The sequence below is a fragment of the Bradyrhizobium sp. CCBAU 65884 genome, from assembly GCF_028128835.1.
GTDB classification, from domain to species: Bacteria; Pseudomonadota; Alphaproteobacteria; order Rhizobiales; family Xanthobacteraceae; genus Bradyrhizobium; species Bradyrhizobium ottawaense.
Genome location: NZ_LBJU01000122.1, coordinates 1 through 21,904 on the forward strand (window position 1 = coordinate 1; position 21,904 = coordinate 21,904).

Consider the following 21,904-nt stretch of genomic DNA (forward strand, 5'->3'; position numbering starts at 1 on the left):
ATCGAGCGCTTCTGTCGTTACAGTGCCCCGGAAAAACAAGACCCGATGTTGCGAACTTCTGGTTCAAGACACTAGCGTATCGAGCGCGATCTTTGGTACGAGCGTCACTGTGACCAACACAGGGCTGATTGCGTCGATACTCGGCTCCGGCATGAGCGCCGGCACGGTGAACCTGGACAATATCGGAAGAGTCACGGCAGATCGCGGCGTCAATGCACTCGTCGGCAACGTCAACAATTCCGGATCCATCATTGGGGATAGCGCAGCCGTCAGCGCCAACGTCGCCAATGTGACGAACACCGGCCTTCTTCAGGCCTCCAACCTCGGCGGCACCGGAATCTCCGCGATCCAGGTCAACGTCATCAATTCCGGCACCATTATCGCCAGTACGGGCATCTCTTCCAGAGACGGGGCGAACATCACGAATTCCGGTACGATCACTGGCACCAGCGGGACGGCAATCAAATTGTCGAGCAAGGCCGACACGGTGACGCTGCTGCCGGGCTCGAAGATCAACGGTGTGGTCGATTTCGGCTTCGGTGCCGACGTCGTCAACGTCAACTTCGTCCCTTTGAGCAGCCGGGTGGCGTCGCTGACGAGCATCGAGCTTCCGACCTTCGTCAACTTCAACGGCACCATCAACGCCAACAGCGGGGGCTTCGATGGCCCGAAGGTCTTTGCCGGCGGCACACTCGCCACCCTCGATCCGACCGCGCTGGCACAGACCGACCGCACGCTGATGGATTTCACCGGCGGCGTCTCCTCGCTGGTGCAGGGCCGCCTGAGCGGCGGCGCGGGGCCCGCCGGCAGCAACATGATGGCGATGGCCTATGCCCCCGAGACGGCGCAGGCCGGACCCTTCACCAAGGCGCCTCGCAGCCTCTGGACGGATCCCGCGCCGATCACGGTCTGGGCCAACAGCTTCGGCGGCCAGCGCATCCAGGACGAGACCACATCCACGCTGCGCGCAACCTCGACGGCGTGGGGCGGGGCCATCGGCATCGACCGCAAGGTGCAGCCGGACTGGCTGGTCGGCGCCTTCCTCGGTGGCGGGCAGGGCGGCCTCTCGGTCGATCTCAATTCGCAGTCGGTGGACACCAATTACGTGTTTGCTGGCGCTTACAGCCGGTTCGAATGGGCTTCGCAGTTCTTCGACCTCACGATCCAGGGCGGTAACGCCGACAACAGGTCGCGCCGACTGGTGCTGAACAACGCGGTCGTCGGCGGCATGGAGACGGCAGCCGCGAACTACAGCGGATGGTACGTGAGTCCAGAAGTCGCCTACGGCTACAGACTCAACATCGGCAACGGCTACGTGCTGACGCCGACCGCGCGGCTGCGTTATGTCGCGGGCCGGTTCGACGGCTACAGCGAGACCGGTTCGGCGCAAGGGCTGTCGGTCGGTGGCCGCACGCTGCAGGACTTCGAGGAGCGCGGCGAGGTCGATCTCTCGCGGGTGACGAGCATTGCCGGCGGCGAGCTCAAGGCCAACATCCATGGCGGTGTCATCGCGCTCCAGCGCGTCGGCGACACCACCGTCAACACGGTGCTGCTCGGCCAGAATCTGTCGTTCGTCACCCCGGGCAGTCGCAGCCCGGTCGGTGCCGTCGCCGGCCTCGGCTTCGACTACCGCACCGGGCCCAACGTGTCCGTGTTTGGCGCGGTCGAGGGCATGATGATGTCCGACCAGAGCCGCACCGGCACGGCCAAGGGTGGCGTTCGCGTCGCGTTCTGAGCCGGCATCAGCCCTGGCGGCTCGAACGCGATGCCGCCGGCCGGGCGCCATCCGCCCGGCCGGCGCCTCCTCCGATCGGAGGATGTCGCATGCTACGGTTGTGTTATGCTCCCCGGCATTGATCATTCAGTGCCAATCTGAGCCATGCACGGATCGCAAAAGCTGCCAGATCTCGTCGAGTCCATCTACGATGCCGGGCTCGATCCTTCGCTGTGGAATAACGCGGTGGCCGGCATCCGGGATTTCGTCGGCGGCCAGGCCTGCGGGCTGTTCTCGAAGGATTCGATCAGCAAATCCGGTGTCACGCATTACTATTGCGGGGCGGACCCGCACTACATCCAGCTCTATGCCGAGACCCATTCGAAGTTCGATCCGCTGACGGTCCTGCCGCCACACGGCAGGATTGTAAGCATTCCCGACCTCGTCAATTTCGAAGAGTACCGGCGCGGGCGCTTCTACCAGGAATGGATGCAGCCGCAGGGATGCAGCGACGCGGCCAATGTCGTGCTCGAGATGTCGAATGCGAACTGCCCGGTGATGATGACCGTGCTGTCGGGCTGCCGCATGGTCGATCGGCGCATGAAGCAGCGCCTCTCGCTGCTGGTGCCGCACGCCAGCCGCGCGCTGCAGATCAACCGCGCCATGACCGCGCAATTGACGCTGGCGACGGCACTGGCTGATGTCCTCGACAATTTGACGGTCGGGATCTTCCTGGTCGACGGCTTCTGCCGCCTGGTGCATGCGAATTCGGCCGGTCAGGACCTGCTCGCGGCCGATGATTTGGTGCGGTCCGTTGCCGGGCAACTCGTGACCAGCAGCGCTGAGGCCAATCAGGCGCTGCGCAAAGCGTTTGCAGGCCGCCGCGACGGCACATCGCTTGCCGCAGGCGGCCATGCGATTCCGCTATTGTCCGCCACCGGCGAGCGCTACGTCGCTCACATGCTGCCGTTGTCGTCCTTGCTGCGCAACGGCAGCGAGCGCGTGGTCGATGCCGCCGGTGCGCTGCTTGTGCGCAAGGTGTCGCTCGGTGGACAATCCTGCGGCGAATTGATCGCGCGAACTTTCGAGCTGACGCCGGCGGAGCTCCGCGTGTTCCTGTCGATCGTCGAGATCGGCGGCATCCCGGAGACGGCGGCCGCGCTCGGTATCGCGGAGACGACGGCGAAAACGCATCTGCATCGCGTCTTCGCCAAGACTGGCGTGTCCCGGCAGGCCGATCTGGTCAAGCTCGCGGCGGGATTTGCCAATCCGCTCGTCCACTGACAAACCGCCGTCGGCGTTGAACCTTTTTCTCCCGCGACAGACTCACAGGAGCCGCCGGGCACGAAGATCATTCCGCAAATCTCCGAATTTGACCATTGGCTCTTCCGATGCTCCGACCTCCACGACATTCCGAGCTGATCGAGAGCATCTATGATGCAGGACTCTACCCTGAGTTGTGGAGCGACGTCGTGGTCAAGCTCAATGCGTTCATCGGCAGCCAGGCCTGCGGCCTGATTTCGAAGGATACGGTCAGCAAGTCAGGGGCGACCCACTATTATTGCGGAGTCGATCCCCACTACATCCAGCTCTATTCCGAGACCTACTCCCGGTACGATCCGCTCGCCCGGCTTCCTGGGTATGGCGAGGTGCGCAACATTCCGGACCTCGTGAATTTCGACCAGTACCGCCGCGGGCGTTTCTATCAGGAATGGCTGCGCCCGCAGGGCTGCATCGACGTCGCCAATGTGGTGCTGGAGCAGTCGAAGTCGCCGTGCCCGATGTTGCTGACCGTCATCCCCGGCAGGGAGATGCTGGGCGCCGAGCAGCGCGCGCGAATGCAGTTCCTGGTCCCGCATGCGAGCCGCGCGCTCATGATCAACCGCGCGATCGAGCGGAAGCAGCAGCGCGCGACCGCGCTGGCCGACGTCGTGGACCGCCTGAATGCCGGCGTCATCCTGCTCGACGCAGCCTGCCGGATCGTCCACAGCAATCCGGCGGCCGAGACGATCCTGGCCGCGGACGATGTCCTGCGCTCGATCTCGGGCAGGCTGGTGACGAGATCCTCCGAGGCCAATCTGGCCCTGCGCAATATCTTCCGCGATCCGGGAGAGGTGGCCTTGGCGGCCGCTGAAGGTCGAAAGATCCCTCTGACGTCGCACGACGGTTCGCACTACGTCGCGCACGTGATTGCGTTGCCCTCGCTGCTGCGCGATGGCGCGACCGAGCGCACATCGGCCGTCGGGGCCTTGCTTGTCTGGAAGGCGGAACTCGACAGCCGCTCATGTGCCGGCCTGATCGACCGCACGTTCGAGCTGACGCCCGCGGAACTCAGGGTTCTGCAATCGATCGTCGAGGTCGGCGGTGTGCCGGAGACCGCGCTCGCATTGGGGATCGCCGAGACGACGGTGAAGACGCATCTTCATCGCGTCTTCGCCAAGACCGGCGTGTCCCGTCAGGCCGATCTCGTCAAGCTTGCAGCGGGATTCTCCAATCCGCTTCTGCACTGATGCGCAGGCGCGTCGCGGGCCCTTCGCTGCAGCACGCCGACAGGTTCAAAGAGAGACATCATTAGAAAGTTATCGCGCGTCATTCGATCGAATGACGCGACTTTTTGCGTATTCTTCTACAGACGCGTCACACGATTTCTTGTTCGACCTATCAGACTTCTTTGTGAAGCAACTCACATCACGCTGGGGTGAATCTCATCATTCTCTCGCACAGGTTGAGAGGAGGTCGTCATGCGAAGGACGTCACTTGCCATGGCCGACAAGTTCCGCGACATCGTCGCTCGCATCGGCGCCGTGTTCCGCGAGCAGCGTAAGATCGACGCGCAACGCGCATTGCAACGCTATCACCACTTGCTGGCGCAGCCCGGCGACACATTGCCCTTGAACGAAATCATTCCGGTCAGCAAGCAAGAGGATGTTTCAGGAAATGCCCACGGATCTGATGCGCGCGAGCGCGCCGCCGGCGAGCCCGCCTACGAGCGCGCGTAATTTCAACATCGTCGCGATTGCGCTGACCGGGGCGCTCGTCGCTCTTCAGCTGGTCGGGCTGGCGCTTCTGGAACGATCCCACGCCCACGCGATGCAAATGTCGTTTCCACGCGAACCGGCGGCCTGCACGGACACCCCGGATGTCGCCGTTCCGCAGATCCCCTACGATTGACCGGAGGACGGTCCGTGCCTGATGTCACGACTCTGATTCTGCTTAGCGTTGCCGTCTTCGCCGGCGCCTTCGTTTCGGGGCTCTCGGGTTTCGCGTTTTCGGCGGTCGCGGGCACGATCCTGCTGCGGGTGTTTCAGCCGCTCGAAGCCGTGCCGTTGATGATGGCTTGCAGCATCGGCGTGCAGGCGACCAATCTGTGGGCGCTCCGGCGCAGCATCCGTTGGGAGGGCAGTCTACTGCTGATCGTCGGCGGATTGATCGGCGTTCCCATCGCGGTGTCGCTGTTGCAGAGCGCGGATACGCATCTGCTCAGGCGCGGCTTCGGCATCATCGTCGCGCTCTATGCCGCGTATATGCTGCTGCGGCCGACGCTGGTCACGGCCGGAGAGGCCGTCGGCCGGCACTGGGTGGCGCTGATCGGATTTGGAGGAGGGCTCGTCGGCGGGCTGACGGCGATGCCGGGCGCAATCCCGACGATCTGGTGCGACATGCGCGGCATGCCCAAGAGCGAGCAGCGCGGCCTGGTGCAGCCGTTCATCGCGGCAATGCAGCTGTTTGCCATCGCGCTGCTGGTCGGGCATCAGGACCTGTCGTCAAAGGTCTTCGTCGACCTTGCTGTCAGCCTGCCGGCGTTGTTCGCCGGCTCGGCGCTTGGCGTGATCGCTTTCCACCGGGTCAACGAGACGGTCTTTCGCAAGACCGTGCTCGTTCTGTTGCTCGTGTCGGGGATATCCCTGATCTAGTGTCCTTGGACTTCGTGAAGTCCCTGGACCGGCGCCGCGCCGATGTCGCTGCCGTGATGCACCAGCGGCTTGTTACCGGTCACGGTCCGCAGCAGCACATAGAACACCGGCGTCAGGAACAGGCCGAACACGGTGACGCCGATCATGCCGGAGAACACGGCCACGCCCATGGCTCGCCGCATCTCCGAGCCCGCGCCGGTCGAGAGCACCAGCGGCAGCACGCCCATGATGAAGGCCATCGACGTCATCAGGATCGGGCGAAGCCTCAAGCGGCTCGCCTCGATCGCGGCGCGGATCGGCGTGCGCCCGGCGAATTCGAGCTCGCGCGCGAACTCGACGATCAGGATCGCGTTCTTGGCCGAGAGCCCTACGAGAACGATCAGGCCGATCTGGGTGAAGACGTTGTTGTCGCCCTTGGAGATCCAGACGCCGAACATGGCGGCGAGCAGGCCCATCGGCACGATCATGATGATCGAGAGCGGCAGGGTCAGGCTCTCGTAGAGCGCGGCCAGCACCAGGAACACCAGCAGGATCGCCAGCGGAAACACCCAGAGGCCGGAATTGCCGGCGATGAACTCCTGATAGGTCAGGTCGGTCCATTCGAAGGCAAAGCCGGGTGGCAACGTCTCCGCCGCGATCCGGGTTGCCGCCTCCTGCGCCTGGCCCGACGAGAAGCCGGGGGCGGCGGCGGCGTTGATATCGGACGACAGGAATCCGTTGTAGCGGATCGCACGCTCCGGTCCCGCGCTCTGGCGGATATTGAGCAGCGCCGACAACGGCACCATGTCGCCCGAGGACGAGCGCACCTTCAACTGCCTGATGTCGTCGGCGCGTGCGCGGAACGGCGCGTCGGCCTGCACATAGACCGAGTAGGTGCGGCCGAACTTGTTGAAGTCGTTGACGTAGTAGGACCCGAGGTAGATCTGCAGGGTGTTGAAGACTTCAGTCACGGGCACGCCAAGCTGCAGCGCCTTGGTGCGGTCGATGTCGGCGAAGAGCTGGGGCACGTTGACCTGGAAGCTCGAGAACACGCCCGCGATCTCCGGCGCCTTCTGCATCGCCGCCATGAACGCTTTCGTCGCTTCGTTCAAGGCCTCATAGCCGAGGCCGGCGCGGTCCTCGATCTGGAGCTTGAAGCCGCCGATGGTGCCGAGACCATTGACCGGCGGCGGCGGGAACATGGCGATGAAGGCCTCCTGGATGCCGGCGTACTTCTTGTTCAGGTCGGCCGCGATGGCATTCCCGCTCAGGGCCGGGCCCTTGCGCTCGTCGAAGGGTTTCAGCGTCGAGAACACGATGCCGGCATTGGAGGAGTTGGTGAAGCCCGAGATCGACAGGCCCGGGAATGCCACCGAGCTCTCGACACCGGGCTGGGTCAGCGCGACGTCGCTCATCTTCCGGATCACCTCTTCGGTGCGGTCGAGCGTTGCACCGTCAGGCAGCCGTGAGAAGCCGACGAGATATTGCTTGTCCTGGCCGGGCACGAATCCACCAGGCACCTGCTGGAACAAGAGGGCGGTGAGGCCGACCAGGACCACGTAGAGCCCCATCACTGCGGCCTTGCCCGAGATCACCTTGGTGACGGTTCCGCTGTAATTATCCGAGGAGCGCGTGAAGGCCTTGTTGAAGCCGCGGAAGAACCAGCCAAGGCTCTTTTCCATGATGAGCGTCAGCCGGTCCTTCGGCTCGTTGTGTCCCCTCAGCAGCAGCGCCGACAGCGCCGGCGACAGCGTCAGCGAGTTGACCGCCGAGATCACGGTCGAGATCGCGATCGTGAGTGCGAACTGCTTGTAGAACTGTCCGGTGAGGCCGGAGATGAAGGCCAGGGGCACGAACACCGCGATCAGCACCATGGCGATGGCGATGATCGGGCCCGACACCTCGCGCATGGCCTGATAGGTGGCGTCGCGCGGCGACAGCCCGGCCTCGATGTTGCGCTCGACATTCTCGACCACGACGATGGCGTCGTCGACGACGATGCCGATCGCGAGCACGAGGCCGAACAGGCTGAGCGCGTTGATGGAGAAGCCGAACACGTGCATCACCGCGAACGTGCCGACGATCGACACCGGCACGGCCAGCAGCGGAATGATCGAGGCCCGCCAGGTCTGGAGGAACAGGATCACCACCAGCACCACCAGCGCGATCGCTTCCAGCAGCGTGTGGATGACGGCCTCGATCGAGGAGCGCACGAACTGGGTGGGGTCGTAGACGATCTGATAAGACACGCCTTCCGGCATGTTCTTCTTGATCTCGGCCATGGTGGCGCGGACGTTGTCTGAGATCTGCAGCGCGTTGGAGCCCGGCGCCTGGAAGATCGGGATCGCCACCGCCTGCTTGTTGTCGAGCAGCGAGCGCAGGCCATATTGCGAGGCGCCGAGCTCGATCCGCGCGACGTCGCGCAGCCGCACGACCTCGCCGCGCGTGCCGGTCTTGACCACGATGTCGCCGAATTGCTCTTCGCTGGAGAGCCGGCCTTCCGCATTGACGGACAGTTGCAGGTCGATGCCCTGCACGTTCGGGGAGGAGCCGACGACGCCGGCGGCGGCCTCGACGTTCTGCGCCTGGATCGATTTGACGATGTCGCTCGCGGTCAGGCCGTGCTCGGCCGCCTTCTGCGGATCGACCCAGACCCGCATCGAATAGTCACCGGCGCCGTAGAGCTGGACGTCGCCGACGCCGTCGATCCGCGCCAGGCGGTCCTTGACGTTGAGCACCGCGTAGTTGCGCAAATAGGTCATGTCGTAGCGGCCGTTCGGCGACAACAGATGCACGACCATGGTGAGGTCGGGCGAGGACTTCTTGGTGACGATGCCGAGCTGGCGCACCACGGCCGGCAGGCGCGGCTCGGCCTGCTGCACGCGGTTCTGCACCAGCTGCGTCGCCTTGTCGGGATCGGTGCCGAGCCGGAAGGTCACCGTCAGCGTCATCGCGCCGTCGGTGGTCGCCTGGCTCGACATGTAGAGCATGTTCTCGACGCCGTTGATCTGCTCCTCGATCGGGGTCGCGACCGTCTCCGCGATCACCTTGGGATTGGCGCCGGGATAGGTGGCGCGCACCAGGACCGACGGCGGCACCACGTCCGGATATTCCGAGATCGGCATCGCGAACAGCGAGATCAGGCCGGCAAGGAAAATCAGGACCGACAGCACGCCGGCAAAAATCGGACGATCGATGAAGAATTTCGAGAGATTCATGGCTTTGCCCCTGGGCAATATCTTGTGCGTCTCCGACAGCTCCGCCGTCATTCCGGGGCGTGGGCGAAGCCCGCGAGCCCGGAATCCAGAGGTGAGGTGGTCGGAGTTTCGTAACTTCGAGATCCCGGGTTCGCGCTATGCGCGCCCCCGGGATGACAGAGAACATTAGCGTTGCACCACGTCCTGGTTGCTGTGGTTGGAAGCTGCTTGCTGCCCACGCGCGCCCATCGCTGCGACCTCCGTCTTGAGGAGGGCGCCCGGACGCACGCGCTGCAGACCGTTGACGACGATACGATCGCCGGACTTCAGGCCCGAGGTGACGATGCGAAGCCCGTCGACGGCGCTGCCGAGCGTGATCGGTCGGTAGACCGCGCGGCTGTCGTCGCCGACCGCCATCACGAACTTCTTGTCCTGATCGGTCCCGATCGCGCGCTCATCGATCATCACCAGCGTCTGCTGCTTCGGCTGGCCCATGCGCACGCGGGCGAACTGGCCGGGGATCAGACGCCCGTCCTCGTTCCGGAACACCGCGCGCACCCGGATGGTGCCGCTCTGGCCGTTGACCTGGTTGTCGATGAGCTGGATGTGGCCTTTCGCCGAGAGGCCGCCGGAGGTCGCCATCTCCACGGGGATCTGGTCGAGCTTGCCGCGTCCGCCCTTGGCATCCGCGATCGAGTTCAGCGCGCGCAGCACGACCTCTTCGTCCGCATCGAAGGACGCATAGATCGGATTGACCGAGACCAGCGATGTCAGCACCGGGGAGGCGGTGCCGGCGGCGACGAGATTGCCGACGGTGATCTCGATCTTGCCGACGCGGCCGTCCACGGGCGCGCGCACCTCGGTGTAGTCGAGATTGAGCTTTGCAGTCTGGAGCGTTGCCTCGGCCGCCTTCACGTTGGCGATCGCTTCGCGGTTGGCGTTCTCGCGCTGGTCGAAATCGCGGCGCGTCACGACGGCGTTGCCGACCAGCTGCGCGCCGCGTTCGACCTCGCTGGTGGTGAACACCACGCGCGCCTTTGCGGCCTCGAGCTGGGCGTTGGCCTTGTCGACCTCGGCGGCGTAAGGCGCCGGATCGATCTTGAACAGCACGTCGCCAGCCTTCACCAGCGCGCCTTCGGTGAAGTTGGTCGCAAGGATCGCACCGGCGACACGCGGGCGGAGCTCGACGCGGTTGATGGCTTCCAACCGGCCGGAGAAGTCGTCCCACAGCGCGGTCTGCCGCGGCTCGATCATGGCGACGGTGACGGACACCGCCTGTTCAGCCGCGGCGGCCGTTGCGGTTGCCTGGGCGGAACGAAGATAGTGGCCGGTCGCAATCGTACCGGCTACGGCGAGGGCGCCCACGATGGCGACGCCGCCAAGAAGGCGGCGGAGACGGCCGGTGTGGGAGGTATGTTGGGAGGGGGGCATTTGCGCGCTCCAGATATGTAGTGTTCACTACAGATGTGGAGCTGGATCTCGCAGTGCAAGATACTTATGTACCATTCACTAAGAAAAATGTACGCCGATACCGCGACGATTGGAAGACACAAGAAAAAGAAAGCCAGAACAAATAGATAGGGCCGGCGTTAAGCTGATACCAGCCGCCGATTCCGAGGAGACAGGCACATGCGCATGGGACGCCCCCGCGAATTCAACGCCGAAACGGCGTTGGACCAGGCGATGGAAGTGTTTTGGCGCCATGGCTATGAGGGCGCCACCATCGCGCAACTGACCGAGGCCATGGGCATCAATCCGCCCAGCCTCTATGCCTGTTTCGGCAATAAGGAAGGTCTGCTGAAGGCTGCGCTCGATCGCTACACCAAGCTGCGCGGCGTCTGGATGGACGAGGTGGTGGCCGCATCCACCGCCCGTGACGTCGCCGAACGGATGCTGATGGGCATCGCCGAGAAGCAGACCGATCCCGCCAATCCGCCCGGCTGCCTGCTCGTGCAGGGCGGCATCGCCTGCGGTACCGGCTCCGAAAACGTCCCGTTCGAGCTCGCCGCCCGCCGCGCCCAGAACGAGGACCAGCTCCGCGACCGTTTTGTTCGTGCCAAGGCCGATGGCGATCTCAAGGAGAGCGCCGACCCCGCCGCGCTCGCGCGCTACGTCTCGGCGGTCGCGGTCGGCATGGGGGTGATGGCATCCTCGGGCGCGGACCGCGAAGCGCTGCGACAGGTGGCTCATGTCGCCGTGCAGGCGGTCGAGGCGCAGTCGGCCGACCGAACGTGATGGCTGTAAGTGCCGTCGGCTGTCTTCCCGCGGATCATGCAGACAGCGCCGGCGGCGGCACGAAGCCGCCGAACTCGCGCTCGATCAGTCCGGCGAGCGCCATCGTCGTACGATCCTCCAGATAGGGCCCGATGATCTGGACGCCGACCGGCAGGCCCGACGACGTACGCTCGATCGGAACGGCGGTCGCAGGTAACCCGCAGGTGGAAGCGGGGTCGGCCCAGATGAAGCACGCATCGGAGTAGTTGTAGAGCTTTCCATCGATGTCGAGCTGCCGGGCGTCGAACGGTTCGGAATAGTCATGCGGAAAGGCCGGCACGGCCGCTGCCGGATAGATCACCGCGTCGAATTCGCGGAAGAGCTCCTGCCACCGTTGCTGCAGCTGCAGGCGCGCCGCATCGGTCGCGAGCCATTCGCGATGGATCATGCCCCAGCCGCGGGCGCGTTCGGCCTGCAGGCTGCGGTCGTCGGGGGAGAGTGCCGCGGCAAGACCTCGCGCTTCTTCGATGGCGGCCGGTGTCAGGCGCGGGCTTCGCGCGGCGTTCAGCAGTCTCATGTAGAGCCGGGCCGACTCGGCGAGATCGGGCAGCGATGTGCTCGAGCGCGCCACCTGCGCGCCCGATCTGCCGAGCCGCTCGGCCAATCGTCCAATGGCTGAACGCACCGCGTCACCCGTCGGTATCAACGGATGTGTATCGATCACAAGGATCCTGAAATCCCCGAGCCGGTCGTGGCGCGGGGCCGGCAGCGCGAGGCGGTAGCCGACGCCGTCGCGCGTCTCGTCCGGGCCGGCGATCACGTCGAGCGCCAGCGCAAGGTCCGAAGCTGTGCGCGCCATCGGCCCAACGACCGCGAGATCGCCCTGGCCGGGGACGGGCGGTGCCGGCGGCAGGCTGTATCCGCGCAGCGGGACCAGGCCGAGGCTCGGCTTGTGTCCGAACACGCCGCAGAAATGCGAGGGGACCCGGATCGAGCCGCCGATATCCGAGCCGATCGAGAGTGGACCGAAGCCGGCAGCCAGTGCCGCGCCTGATCCGCCAGAGGAACCGCCGGGCGACCGGCCGAGGTCCCAGGGGTTGTTGGTCGTCCCGTAGATCTCGTTGTAGCTCTGGAAATCCCTGAGCCCGATCGGAATGTTGGTCTTGCCGATGACGATGGCGCCGGCCGCCTTCAACCGCGAGACGACGAGGGCATTCTCTGCCGGCTGGAAATCCCTGAAATGCGGAAAGCCCCAATTCGTCGGCAGGCCCGCGACGTTGAAGGGTTCTTTCAAGGTCACGGGGATGCCGAGCAATGGCCGTTGCTCGCCGCGTCCAAGCGCGGCATCGGCGGCGCGCGCGGCCGCTCTCGCGCGGTCGAAATCGCGCACGATGACCGCGTTGATCCGCCCGTCCAGTGCCTCGATGCGCGCGATCGTGTGTTCGAGCAATTCCGAGGCAGATATCTTGCGCGCGTGCAGGGCGCTCGCCAGTGCTCTGATCGAGCCGTAGTTCAGGTCAGCAGCATCTGCGGTCATCACGAACTCCAATGTCTCTCATCGCGGCATCTACACTATCCCCGCTGCAGATCGCTCGGGGCACCGACCATGCGATTTTGAAAGGGGGATGAGGAGGCGGCGCAACGGGCACCAGATCTGCTTGCCGGGGGCACCGGTGCGGAGGCCCGGGCTTCGAAGCAGCTATGCCTTCCGCCCCGTTAACGGACCGGCGCGCTGGCGGGATCCACAATCGGCCATCAGGCGAGTCAGCGCCTGCTTTGCCCGACGTGTCAAACGTCCGCAAGGGCAGGCCCTGGCGGAGTGCGGCGCGAAATTCTTCAATGATTTGTACTTTGCATGGGGTTGTTTTCGCGTTTTTTGTTTGGGCGTCCCCCGGCCAGGGCATCATCAAAGGCCGTATCGATACGGGCGCTCCTAAGAATTCTTACACACAGTTCTGGCACGCTCCCGCGCGTCAAAGTTCCCGCAACCTGCATCGTCGCGTCTCACTGCGCGCACGAAAAGACGGGGCCCGCGGAGATCAAGGGGGCGTTGCTCATGACCGCACTTGCTTCGGACGCCGGTTGCGCGAAGCGCGGGATCGTGCCGATCCTGCTGTGCGTCGTGCCGTTCAGCCAGATTCCGCTCGATGCCTATACGCCCGGCCTGCCGCAGATGGTGGTGGATCTCGCCGCCGATCCCGCCTCGATGCAGAACACCGTCACCGCCTACATGCTCGGCATGAGTCTGGCGCTGGTGCCGGTCGGCATCGCCTCCGACACGCTGGGCCGCCGCAACGTCCTGCTCGCAGGCCTGTCGATGCTGATCGCGATGAGCATCGCCTGCGCGCTCGCCACCAGCGCCTCGCTGCTGCTGGGCTTGCGCTTCCTGCAAGGGATCGGCGGCTGCACCTGCCTCGTCGTGGCCTATGCGGTTGCGGCCGATTGCTATCGCGGCCGTGAGCTCACCGCGATCTCCGGCCTGCTTGGCGCGGCCTGGGGGCTGGCGCCGGTGCTCGCGCCCGCGGCCGGCGGCTTCATCGTCGAGCTGACGTCCTGGCGCGGTGTCTTCGTCATCATTGCGATTGCCGCGGCCATCGTCGCTGCGATCGTCGTGTTTCTTCTGCCCGAGACATTGCCGTCGGAGCGGCGCGCGCCGTTCGATCCGCGCCGCACGGCGGGTATCTTGCGCGAGGCGCTGGTCCGTCCAGGCTTTTTGGCTTTCGTGCTGGTCTTCGCCGCGGCGGCGAGCGCGCAGCTGGCGTTCGGCGTCGTCGCGCCGTTCTTCTACCAGACCGGCCTCGGTTACTCGGCGGCGATCTACGGCCTCGTCGCGCTCGGCCTCGGCGGGGTCAATCTCGCCGGCGAGCTCGGCTGCGCGCATTTTGCGCGCTTCATGCCGGCGCGCCTGCTGGGCTTCGGTGCCTTCGCGCTGTTTCTCGCCGGCTCCGCCGTGCTGACCGTAACAGGCATGGTCGTCGGTCTCGATTTCGCGTCGATCACGATCGGCGGTGCGCTGGTGCTCGGCGGCTGCGGCGTGCTGTGCCCGATGATGTACGGCATGGCGCTCGGCCTGTTCGAGCGCGACCACGGCCTGATCGGCGGTCTGATCAGCGCGCTCTGCTATCTCGCCGTGAGCGGCGCCATGGCGATCGCGGCAGTGTTGCCTGAGGCAACGCAGGCGCCGATCGGATGGCTCTATCTCGGCCTCTGCGCCATCGCGGGCACGCTGCTCGCGATGTCGCTGCCGTCAGTGCGCCAAGCCACACAGTCTTAAGGAAGGGACCCAATCATGACCACGGTCGGTATTCGCGGCACGTTCTTCGACTTCGTCGACGATCCCTGGAAGCATGTCGGCAACGAGCAGGCCGCCGCGCGCTTTCACCAGGACGGTCTCATGATCGTCACCGATGGCGTCATCAAGGCGTTCGGACCCTACGAGACGATCGCCGCCGCCCATCCCGGCGTTGAGATCACCCACATCAAGGACCGCATCATCGTTCCGGGCTTCATCGACGGCCACATCCATCTGCCGCAGACCCGCGTGCTCGGGGCCTATGGCGAGCAGCTGCTGCCGTGGCTCCAGAAATGGGTCTATCCGGAAGAGCTCAAATACCGGGATCGCAACTACGCGCGGGAGGGCGTCAAGCGTTTCCTCGACGCGTTGCTCGCGTCCGGCACCACCACCTGCCAGGCCTTCACGAGCTCCTCGCCTGTTTCAACCGAGGAACTGTTCGAGGAAGCGGCCCGCCGCAACATGCGCGTCATCGCGGGCCTCACCGGCATCGATCGCAACGCGCCGGCGGACTTCATCGATACCCCGGAGAATTTCTATCGCGACAGCAAGCGGCTGATCGCAGAGTATCACAACAAGGGCCGCAACCTCTACGCCATCACGCCGCGCTTCGCCTTCGGTGCCTCGCCGGAATTGCTCAAGGCGTGCCAGCGCCTCAAGCACGAGCATCCGGACTGCTGGGTCAACACCCACATCTCCGAGAACCCGGCTGAATGCAGTGGCGTGCTGGTCGAGCACCCGGACTGCGAGGACTATCTCGGCGTCTACGAGAAGTTCGACCTCGTCGGTCCAAAATTCTCCGGCGGCCACGGCGTCTATCTCTCGAACAACGAATTCCGGCGCATGTCGAAGAAGGGCGCGGCGGTGGTGTTCTGTCCGTGCTCGAACCTGTTCCTCGGCAGCGGCCTGTTCCGCCTCGGCCGCGCCACCGATCCGGAGCATCGCGTGAAGATGTCGTTCGGCACCGATGTCGGCGGCGGCAACCGCTTCTCGATGATCTCCGTGCTCGACGACGCCTACAAGGTCGGCATGTGCAACAACACGCTGCTCGACGGCAGCATCGATCCCACGCGGAAGGACCTTGCGGAAGCCGAGCGCAACAAGCTCTCGCCCTATCGCGGCTTCTGGTCGATCACGCTTGGCGGTGCCGAGGGCCTCTACATCGACGACAAGCTCGGTAATTTCGAGCCCGGCAAAGAAGCCGATTTCGTTGCGCTCGATCCGAACGGCGGGCAGATCGCCCAAGCGTGGCACCAATCGCTGATCGCCGAGGGCGCCGGCCCGCGCACGATGGACGAGGCCGCCAGCATGCTGTTCGCCGTGATGATGGTCGGCGACGATCGCTGCGTCGACGAGACCTGGGTGATGGGCAAGCGTCTCTACAAAAAAGGCTGAAGCCGCCGCGATGAGCACATCTCCTGACACGGCCGGCCAGCCGGTCGCCCTCGTCATCCAGCGCCGCATCGCTGACGAGGGCTTTGCCGCGTTCGCGCGGTGGAACGGCGAGGTGGGCGAGGCGCTCAAGGCCTGGCCCGGTTTCCTGGGGCAGGAGGTGGTGCCGCCGCAACCGCCGGCGCATGTCGACTGGGTGACGATTTTGCGTTTCGCCAGTCCGGCCGCGGCGCGCGCCTGGCTCCAGAGCGAGGTGCGGGCGAAGCTGATCGCTGAGGTGCAGCGCTTCTTCGTCGGTTCGGAGGATGTCCACATCCTGCCCGACACCGGCGTTCAGCGTGACAGCGCGGTGTCGGCCGTCATCTCCTTCAAGGTGCCGGATGGACTCGAGGACGCGTTTCTGAAATGGCAGCAGCGCATCCAGGCCGCGGAGGCCGAGTTCAAGGGATTTTTGCGTCACAAGATCGAGCGGCCGATTCCAGGCTTGCGCGACGAATGGATCGTCATCCTGTCGTTCGACAGCGATGCCAACCTCAATGCATGGCTTGGCTCGCCCGTCCGTCAGACCCTGCTGAAAGAGGGCGAGCGCTTCAACGCCGGCATGAACGTGAAGCGCGCGAGCTACGGCTTCAATTTCTGGTTCCCGGCCGGCAAGACTGGGGCTCCCGAGCAGGGCCCGGCCATGATCTGGAAGAGCAACCTCATCGTCCTCCTGGTGCTCTACCCCGTGGTCTATCTCTGGGGCACTTTCGTCAGCCGGCCCCTGATCGACAGCCATGGCGTACCGATCTGGCTGTCGCTGTTTGTCGGCAATCTCGTCAGCACCCAGCTGCTCGGCTGGTGGCTCGTGCCCGCGGCCTTCAAGGCACTCGACTGGTGGGTCGCGCCGAAGGCGGCGATCAGTCGCCAGATCGCGGGCCATGCACTTCTTGCCGCGCTCTACGCCGCTTCGATGGGGCTGTACGCGCTGTTGCTCGCGTGGCATTGGGGACGGTGAGACCGTCCACCGTACCGTCGCGGAGAGGGGCGGTCGCTGGACATCGACGACCATGTTTGCCCTGACATTCCTTGGCACCTCGGCGAGCGTTCCCTCCGCGGAACGCAACCATCCGGCCCTGCTGATCGAGGCTGCCGGACAGCGCATGCTGGTCGATTGCGGCGAGGGCACGCAGCGCCAGCTGCTGCGCAGTGGCGCGGGTTTTCGACGGCTCGACCGCATTCTGCTGACGCATGCCCATCTCGATCATGTGCTCGGCATCCCCGGCCTGTTCTCGACGCTGCGTTTGCGGCAGAGCGGCGAGGTAATGATGGTTCATGGTGGCCCATCGACGCTTGATACGGTCATCCAGATGCTGGCCGGCTTGTGGGGCGCGGGCAGGGCGCCGCTCCCAGTGGAGTTCGCCTTGTTGGCCGCAGGACGGTTCGTCGACGCCGGTGATTTCACCATCGACTGCTTTCCGGTCCGCCATCGCGACACCGACAGTTTTGGATTCGTCTTCCAAAGCCCCGCTCGCCGCCACCTTCAGCCGGATCGGCTGGCGGCGCTTGGCGTTCCCGACGGTCCCTTGCGCGGCGAGCTGGCCGCAGGCCGGGCAGTCGTAATCGAGGGCGATCAAACGATCGATCCGGAAGACGTCCTGGGGCCGCCGAGCGGCGGCAGGAAACTCGTCGTGATCGGCGACACCGAAACCACCGAGGGGCTGGCGCAACACGTCGTTGACGCCGACATGCTGGTGATCGAGGCAACGTTCCTCGATCGTGACGCGCCAACCGCGCGGGATTACGGCCATCTCACCGCGGCAGAAGCGGCGTCGTTTGCGGCGGCGAGCAATGTGAAGCAGCTCGTGCTGACCCATATGTCGGGACGCTATGAGGACGAAGAGATTTTCGCGGAGGCGGCGCGGATCTTTCCGAACAGCCGGATCGCCGCCGACTTCGATCACATCGTGATCTAGCCATCGCGACGAGACATCGCCAATCGCCGTCTCGGCCGGCTCTACAGACCGGCGGCAACACCGAGGCGGCCGATGCCCGGCAGCTTGACGGCGGGCCGGCGGATGTCGAGGCCGAGCACGGCGCCGAAGAAGTTGACCTCGAGGCCTTCAACCCATCCGAGGGTCAGGCCGAGATAGCCGAAGAGCGAGGCATAGAAGCCGGTGCGCGAGGCGGTCAGCCCAATCCATTCCCCGGAATAGGGATAATCCTTGCCGATCGCGGTCGGCGGCAGAACCGCGCGAAGTTCCGGCACGGCATCGAGCGCGGCTTGAACGAAGGTGTTTGAATTCGGTCCCGGCCAGGCGCTGTAGTCGCCGTAGGTTCGAAACTTGTAGGTCTCGATCACGGTCCGAATCCTGGGGATGAGGAGCTCGGCCCGCGACCCATCTACGGCGACGACGGTTTCCGGCAGGGCGCCGAACCACCTTCCATCGGGGGCGAAGCCATTGCTCCGGATCGGTTCGCCCCACGCGGTGTAGTCGTATCGGCTGTAGCTGGTCGCATCCTTTTCCTTGACGACTATCCAGGTGTGGACGGCGAAGATGCTTCGCCACCGGACCGTTCGCGCCGCATAAACCCGGATCAGGGCGTCGGGATGGGAAGAAGCCGGCGGCAGCAGGCCTGCGCTGGAACGGTCAGCCGTCTGCCAATTGCCGCGGCCATCTCCAAGCCAATAGTACCGCGCGGCCGATAGGCCGATCGGCACGAACAGGAGCAGGAAGAAAATGAGCACGGCTCTTCGCAAGGCGAGATCGGGTTTCGGAAGGAAGCCTCGAGGATATAGGTCGCGAAAGCTTTTTCACAATGATCTTCGAATGCAGATCGTCAGCTGTGAGGTCGCACGGGACATCCGCGAAGAGATCGCTCAGCTCGTCAATCCCGACTTGATCGCGAGATCCTGCACCTGGCCGGTCAGCTCCATCAGCCGCGGCAGCGCCTGGTCACGGAACGTCGGCATGTCCATGCGCATGGCATCGACCGTGATGCTCAATCCCCCGATCACGAGGCCCTGGGCGTCGAAGATCGGCGTTGCCAGCGTGCGCAGGCCGTAGGCGTTCTCGCCGTCGGAGACGGCGTGGCCTTTCTTCTTCACCTGATCGAGCCGGGCGAGCAGGGCATCGAGATCAGTCAGCGTCCGCTCCGACAGTTTGACGCGAGGGCGCGATTCCAGTCGCTCGATCTGCTCGTCCCGCGCCAGATGTGCCAGCATGACATGACCGAGCGCGGCGCTATAGGCGGGAATGCGCGTGCCGGGCCGGCGATCCATCTTGTGGCGGTCGAGGCCCGCGCCGACGCGCGCGAGATAGACCACGTCACCGCCGTCGAGGATGCCGAGCGAAGCCGCATCGCCGACATCGGGCACGAGATCTCGCAGCAACGGCTCGACCATCGGCCTTAGCGATCCGTGCGACAGCACGGTGTAGCCGAGGTCGAGGCAGGCAACGCCGAGGCGGAACCGGCGGCTCTGCGGCACGGCTTGCAGATAGCCGAGCTCGGTCAGGGTCTGGATCAGCCGGAACGCCGTTCCGCGATCGAGATCCGCCCGTGCGGCAATCTCACTCAGGGTGAGCTCAAAGACTTCGCTGCTGAAGCTCTTGAGCACGGCAAAGGCCTTGCCGACGGACGCGACATGATTTTTGGGATTTTTCGGGGACGATTCCGATTTGCGCTTCGTGGCCTTCTTTTCGACCTTGGCCATGCTCGAATGCCTTGCCATGACAGCCACCGCCCTTGACGCGGCGGCAAGCTGATTTTACGACTGGTACAAGCCAATAACAAATGTTCGCATTCCGAACAACAGATTTGACGATTGGAGGAAGTTTGTCGACACCATCACTGCACCCTCATGGCGTGTTCTCGGCCGCGCTGACTCCGCTCGACGCCCAGCTCGCCCCCGATCATGCGCGCTTCATCGCGCATTGCCGCTATCTCCTCGATGAGGGTTGCGACGGCATCGCGCTGCTCGGCACGACGGGCGAGGCGAATTCCTTCTCCGCGGCGGAGCGCATGGCGCTGCTCGAGGCGGTGGTAGCTGCCGGCATCGCGCCGCAACGTCTTCTGCCGGGCACCGGCGTTGCCGCGTTCAGCGAGACCATCGCCCTGACGCGCCACGCGCTTTCAGTCGGCGTCGACACCGTCGTGATGCTGCCGCCGTTTTATTATAAGGGTGTCACGGACGACGGCGTTTACGCGTCCTATAGCGAAATCGTGCAGCGCATTGGCGATGCCAGGCTCAAGGTCGTGCTCTATCACATCCCGCAGATGTCGGCGCAGCCGATCTCGCATGCGCTGATCGAGCGGCTGCGAACGGCTTATCCGGCGACGTTCGTGGGTATCAAGGATTCCTCCGGCGACTTCGCGAACATGACCGCGATGGTCGAGCGTTTCCCCGGCTTTTCGGTCCTGGTCGGAGCCGATCCACTGCTGCTGCCGCTGCTGCGCAAGGGCGGCGCCGGCTGCATCACGGCGACCTCCAATCTGGTCGCGCGGGACCTTGCTTATGTCTACAAGCATTTTCGCGATAGCGACGACGACGCGGCGCTCAAGACGGCGCAGGCGCGCATCGTGAAAGCGCGCGAGCTGGTCTCGCGCTTCCCGCAGATGGCCTCGCTGAAGACACTGGTGGCAGAGCGCACCGGTCATGCGGGATGGCAGAGCCTGCGACCGCCGCTGGAGTGCTTGCCGCCGGAGCAGGTGAAAGAGCTGCTCGCGAATGCTGCGGCATTCGCAGTCGCTTTGTAGGCGGCGCGACGACGAGGCGATCCGATGCCAGACTCCTTCCAGGAAGCGCTCTCCGGGCTTGCCGCGATCGTCGGCGACAAGCACGTCATTGCGTCCGGAGCTGACCAGGAAGCCTACGTCGTAGACTGGCGCGGGCGTTATCACGGCCGCGCGGTCGCGGTGGTGAAGCCCGGCTCCACCGCCGAGGTCGCCGCCGTCGTCAAATTCTGTGCGGCAAGGCAGCTCGCGATCGTGCCGCAGGGGGGCAACACCGGCATGTGCGGGGCGGCGACGCCGGACGATCGGGCCGGCAATGTGGTGATCCGGCTCGACCGGATGCGCGCCGTCCGCGACGTCAGCCCACTCGCGAACACGATCACAGTGGAAGCCGGCTGCATCCTCGCTGAGGTGCAAAACGCGGCGCGCGACGTCGATCGCTACTTTCCCTTGAGCCTGGGTGCCGAAGGCTCCTGCCAGATCGGCGGCAATATCTCGACGAATGCCGGCGGCACGGCGGTGCTGCGTTACGGTCCGACGCGCGATCTCGTGCTCGGGCTGGAGGTCGTGTTGCCCGACGGGCGAATCTTCAACGGCCTGCGCGCACTGCGCAAGGACAATACCGGCTACGCGCTCAAGCAGCTGTTCATCGGGGCAGAGGGCACGCTCGGCATCATCACCGCGGCGGTGTTGAAGCTGTTCGCGCCGCCGCGCAGCTCGGCGCTGGCGCTGCTGAAACTGCAGGGCGTGGAGCAGGCGCTCGAGATCATGCAGCGCCTGCGCGGCGCGGTCGGCGACCGGCTCGGCAGCCTTGAGATCATGTCGCGCGCGCAGATCGAGGCGATCGCAGAGTCCGTGCCACATGTCACGATCCCCTTCGAGCTGACTACGCCGTGGTATCTGATCGTCGAACTGACCGACACGCTCGCCGGCGTCGACCTCGACGAGCCGCTCGCCACGGTGCTGGCGGAGGCGATGGAGGCCGGCCTTGCCGAGGACGTCATCCTGGCCGTCAACCTCGCGCAGGCGAAGGCGATCTGGGCTGTCAGGCACAGCGTGTCCGAAGGCAACAAGCGTAGCGGCTATGTCGTCTCGCACGACAGTGTCGTTCCGCTGGAGCGTCAGGCCGCTTTCGTCACCAATGTCGAGGCCCGGATCAACGCCGCGGTACCGCACGCGCGGATCGTGATGCACGGCCATATCGGCGACGGCAACATCCACGTGATCGCCCTGATCGACCGCGCGCGTTGCCAGGACCAGGCGGCGACGGCTGCGCTGGTGGCTGAAATCAACGAGATCGTCGACGACGAGACCGCAGCGCAGGGCGGTGCGATCAGTGCCGAGCACGGCATCGGCGTCACCAATCGCGGCCGGCTCGCCCGTATCGCCGATCCCCTCGACATCGAGCTGATGCGCGATATCAAGAGATTGCTCGATCCGAAGGGCCTGATGAATCCCGGCAAGATCTTTGGTGCGGGAGCGGCATGAC

The 21,904-nt window shown here is 65.0% G+C and carries 18 protein-coding genes; 13 read left to right on the top strand and 5 right to left on the bottom strand.

Translation table 11 applies throughout. The annotated features are described in order from the left end of the window. The first annotated feature begins 109 nt into the window (after window positions 1-109). From XI03_RS22820 to XI03_RS22845, 6 genes are all read left to right on the top strand, one after another. Window positions 110-1,735, top strand: coding sequence for an autotransporter family protein (locus XI03_RS22820; RefSeq protein WP_271593406.1), 1,626 nt, complete (start codon window positions 110-112; stop codon window positions 1,733-1,735). A gap of 144 nt (window positions 1,736-1,879) precedes the next feature. Further along, window positions 1,880-2,998, top strand: coding sequence for a helix-turn-helix transcriptional regulator (locus XI03_RS22825; RefSeq protein WP_271593407.1), 1,119 nt, complete (start codon window positions 1,880-1,882; stop codon window positions 2,996-2,998). Between the two features lie 107 nt (window positions 2,999-3,105). Then, window positions 3,106-4,224, top strand: coding sequence for a helix-turn-helix transcriptional regulator (locus XI03_RS22830; RefSeq protein ID WP_271593408.1), 1,119 nt, complete (start codon window positions 3,106-3,108; stop codon window positions 4,222-4,224). 252 nt (window positions 4,225-4,476) lie between these two features. Beyond that, a complete protein-coding gene (locus XI03_RS22835) occupies window positions 4,477-4,713 on the top strand; it encodes a hypothetical protein (RefSeq protein WP_244429067.1) in 237 nt (78 codons plus the stop codon). After that, window positions 4,640-4,885, top strand: a complete 246-nt coding sequence (locus XI03_RS22840; RefSeq protein WP_240536293.1) for a hypothetical protein — start codon at window positions 4,640-4,642, stop codon at window positions 4,883-4,885. Before XI03_RS22835 ends, XI03_RS22840 begins: the two co-directional genes overlap by 74 nt. A gap of 14 nt (window positions 4,886-4,899) precedes the next feature. Continuing rightward, the gene (locus XI03_RS22845; RefSeq protein WP_038970940.1) at window positions 4,900-5,628 is read left to right on the top strand and encodes a sulfite exporter TauE/SafE family protein; all 729 of its coding nucleotides are present in this window, start codon (window positions 4,900-4,902) and stop codon (window positions 5,626-5,628) included. Here the strand turns inward: XI03_RS22845 and XI03_RS22850 are convergent. After that, window positions 5,625-8,825, bottom strand: a complete 3,201-nt coding sequence (locus XI03_RS22850) for an efflux RND transporter permease subunit (protein WP_271593409.1) — start codon at window positions 8,823-8,825, stop codon at window positions 5,625-5,627. The genes XI03_RS22845 and XI03_RS22850 overlap by 4 nt on opposite strands. Window positions 8,826-8,990: 165 nt before the next feature. Continuing rightward, window positions 8,991-10,235, bottom strand: coding sequence for an efflux RND transporter periplasmic adaptor subunit (locus XI03_RS22855; protein WP_271593410.1), 1,245 nt, complete (start codon window positions 10,233-10,235; stop codon window positions 8,991-8,993). Between the two features lie 198 nt (window positions 10,236-10,433). Here XI03_RS22855 and XI03_RS22860 point away from each other — a divergent pair, with 198 nt between their 5' ends. Beyond that, window positions 10,434-11,039: a TetR/AcrR family transcriptional regulator gene (locus XI03_RS22860; RefSeq protein ID WP_038946365.1), complete on the top strand. Its 606-nt coding sequence runs from the start codon at window positions 10,434-10,436 to the stop codon at window positions 11,037-11,039. A 34-nt stretch (window positions 11,040-11,073) separates the two neighbouring features. Here the strand turns inward: XI03_RS22860 and XI03_RS22865 are convergent, their stop codons facing one another. Continuing rightward, window positions 11,074-12,555, bottom strand: coding sequence for an amidase (locus XI03_RS22865; RefSeq protein WP_271593411.1), 1,482 nt, complete (start codon window positions 12,553-12,555; stop codon window positions 11,074-11,076). A 519-nt stretch (window positions 12,556-13,074) separates the two neighbouring features. Here XI03_RS22865 and XI03_RS22870 point away from each other — a divergent pair. From XI03_RS22870 to rnz, 4 genes are read left to right on the top strand one after another with little or no spacing between them, the layout of a single operon-like run. After that, window positions 13,075-14,292, top strand: coding sequence for a multidrug effflux MFS transporter (locus XI03_RS22870; RefSeq protein WP_028145191.1), 1,218 nt, complete (start codon window positions 13,075-13,077; stop codon window positions 14,290-14,292). Between the two features lie 15 nt (window positions 14,293-14,307). Beyond that, window positions 14,308-15,705 carry a guanine deaminase gene (gene guaD / locus XI03_RS22875; RefSeq protein WP_028145190.1) on the top strand — a complete coding sequence of 466 codons (1,398 nt, stop codon included), beginning with the start codon at window positions 14,308-14,310 and terminating at the stop codon, window positions 15,703-15,705. 10 nt (window positions 15,706-15,715) lie between these two features. After that, window positions 15,716-16,699 carry an antibiotic biosynthesis monooxygenase gene (locus XI03_RS22880; protein ID WP_271593412.1) on the top strand — a complete coding sequence of 328 codons (984 nt, stop codon included), beginning with the start codon at window positions 15,716-15,718 and terminating at the stop codon, window positions 16,697-16,699. 52 nt (window positions 16,700-16,751) lie between these two features. Further along, a complete protein-coding gene (gene rnz / locus XI03_RS22885; RefSeq protein ID WP_271593413.1) occupies window positions 16,752-17,657 on the top strand; it encodes a ribonuclease Z in 906 nt (301 codons plus the stop codon). A gap of 41 nt (window positions 17,658-17,698) precedes the next feature. Here the strand turns inward: rnz and XI03_RS22890 are convergent, their stop codons facing one another. Together XI03_RS22890 and XI03_RS22895 are read right to left on the bottom strand one after the other, a co-directional pair. Further along, window positions 17,699-18,430, bottom strand: a complete 732-nt coding sequence (locus XI03_RS22890) for a DUF3750 domain-containing protein (protein ID WP_038970937.1) — start codon at window positions 18,428-18,430, stop codon at window positions 17,699-17,701. Between the two features lie 132 nt (window positions 18,431-18,562). Next, window positions 18,563-19,414 (bottom strand): IclR family transcriptional regulator, encoded by an 852-nt coding sequence (locus tag XI03_RS22895; protein ID WP_240536292.1) that lies wholly within the window; start codon window positions 19,412-19,414, stop codon window positions 18,563-18,565. A gap of 104 nt (window positions 19,415-19,518) precedes the next feature. Here XI03_RS22895 and XI03_RS22900 point away from each other — a divergent pair, with 104 nt between their 5' ends. Together XI03_RS22900 and XI03_RS22905 are read left to right on the top strand one after the other, a co-directional pair. Next, a complete protein-coding gene (locus XI03_RS22900) occupies window positions 19,519-20,439 on the top strand; it encodes a dihydrodipicolinate synthase family protein (RefSeq protein WP_271593414.1) in 921 nt (306 codons plus the stop codon). Window positions 20,440-20,463: 24 nt separating this feature from the next. After that, complete coding sequence (locus tag XI03_RS22905) at window positions 20,464-21,903, top strand: FAD-binding oxidoreductase (protein WP_271593415.1); 1,440 nt, start codon at window positions 20,464-20,466, stop codon at window positions 21,901-21,903. Window position 21,904 lies beyond the last annotated feature (1 nt).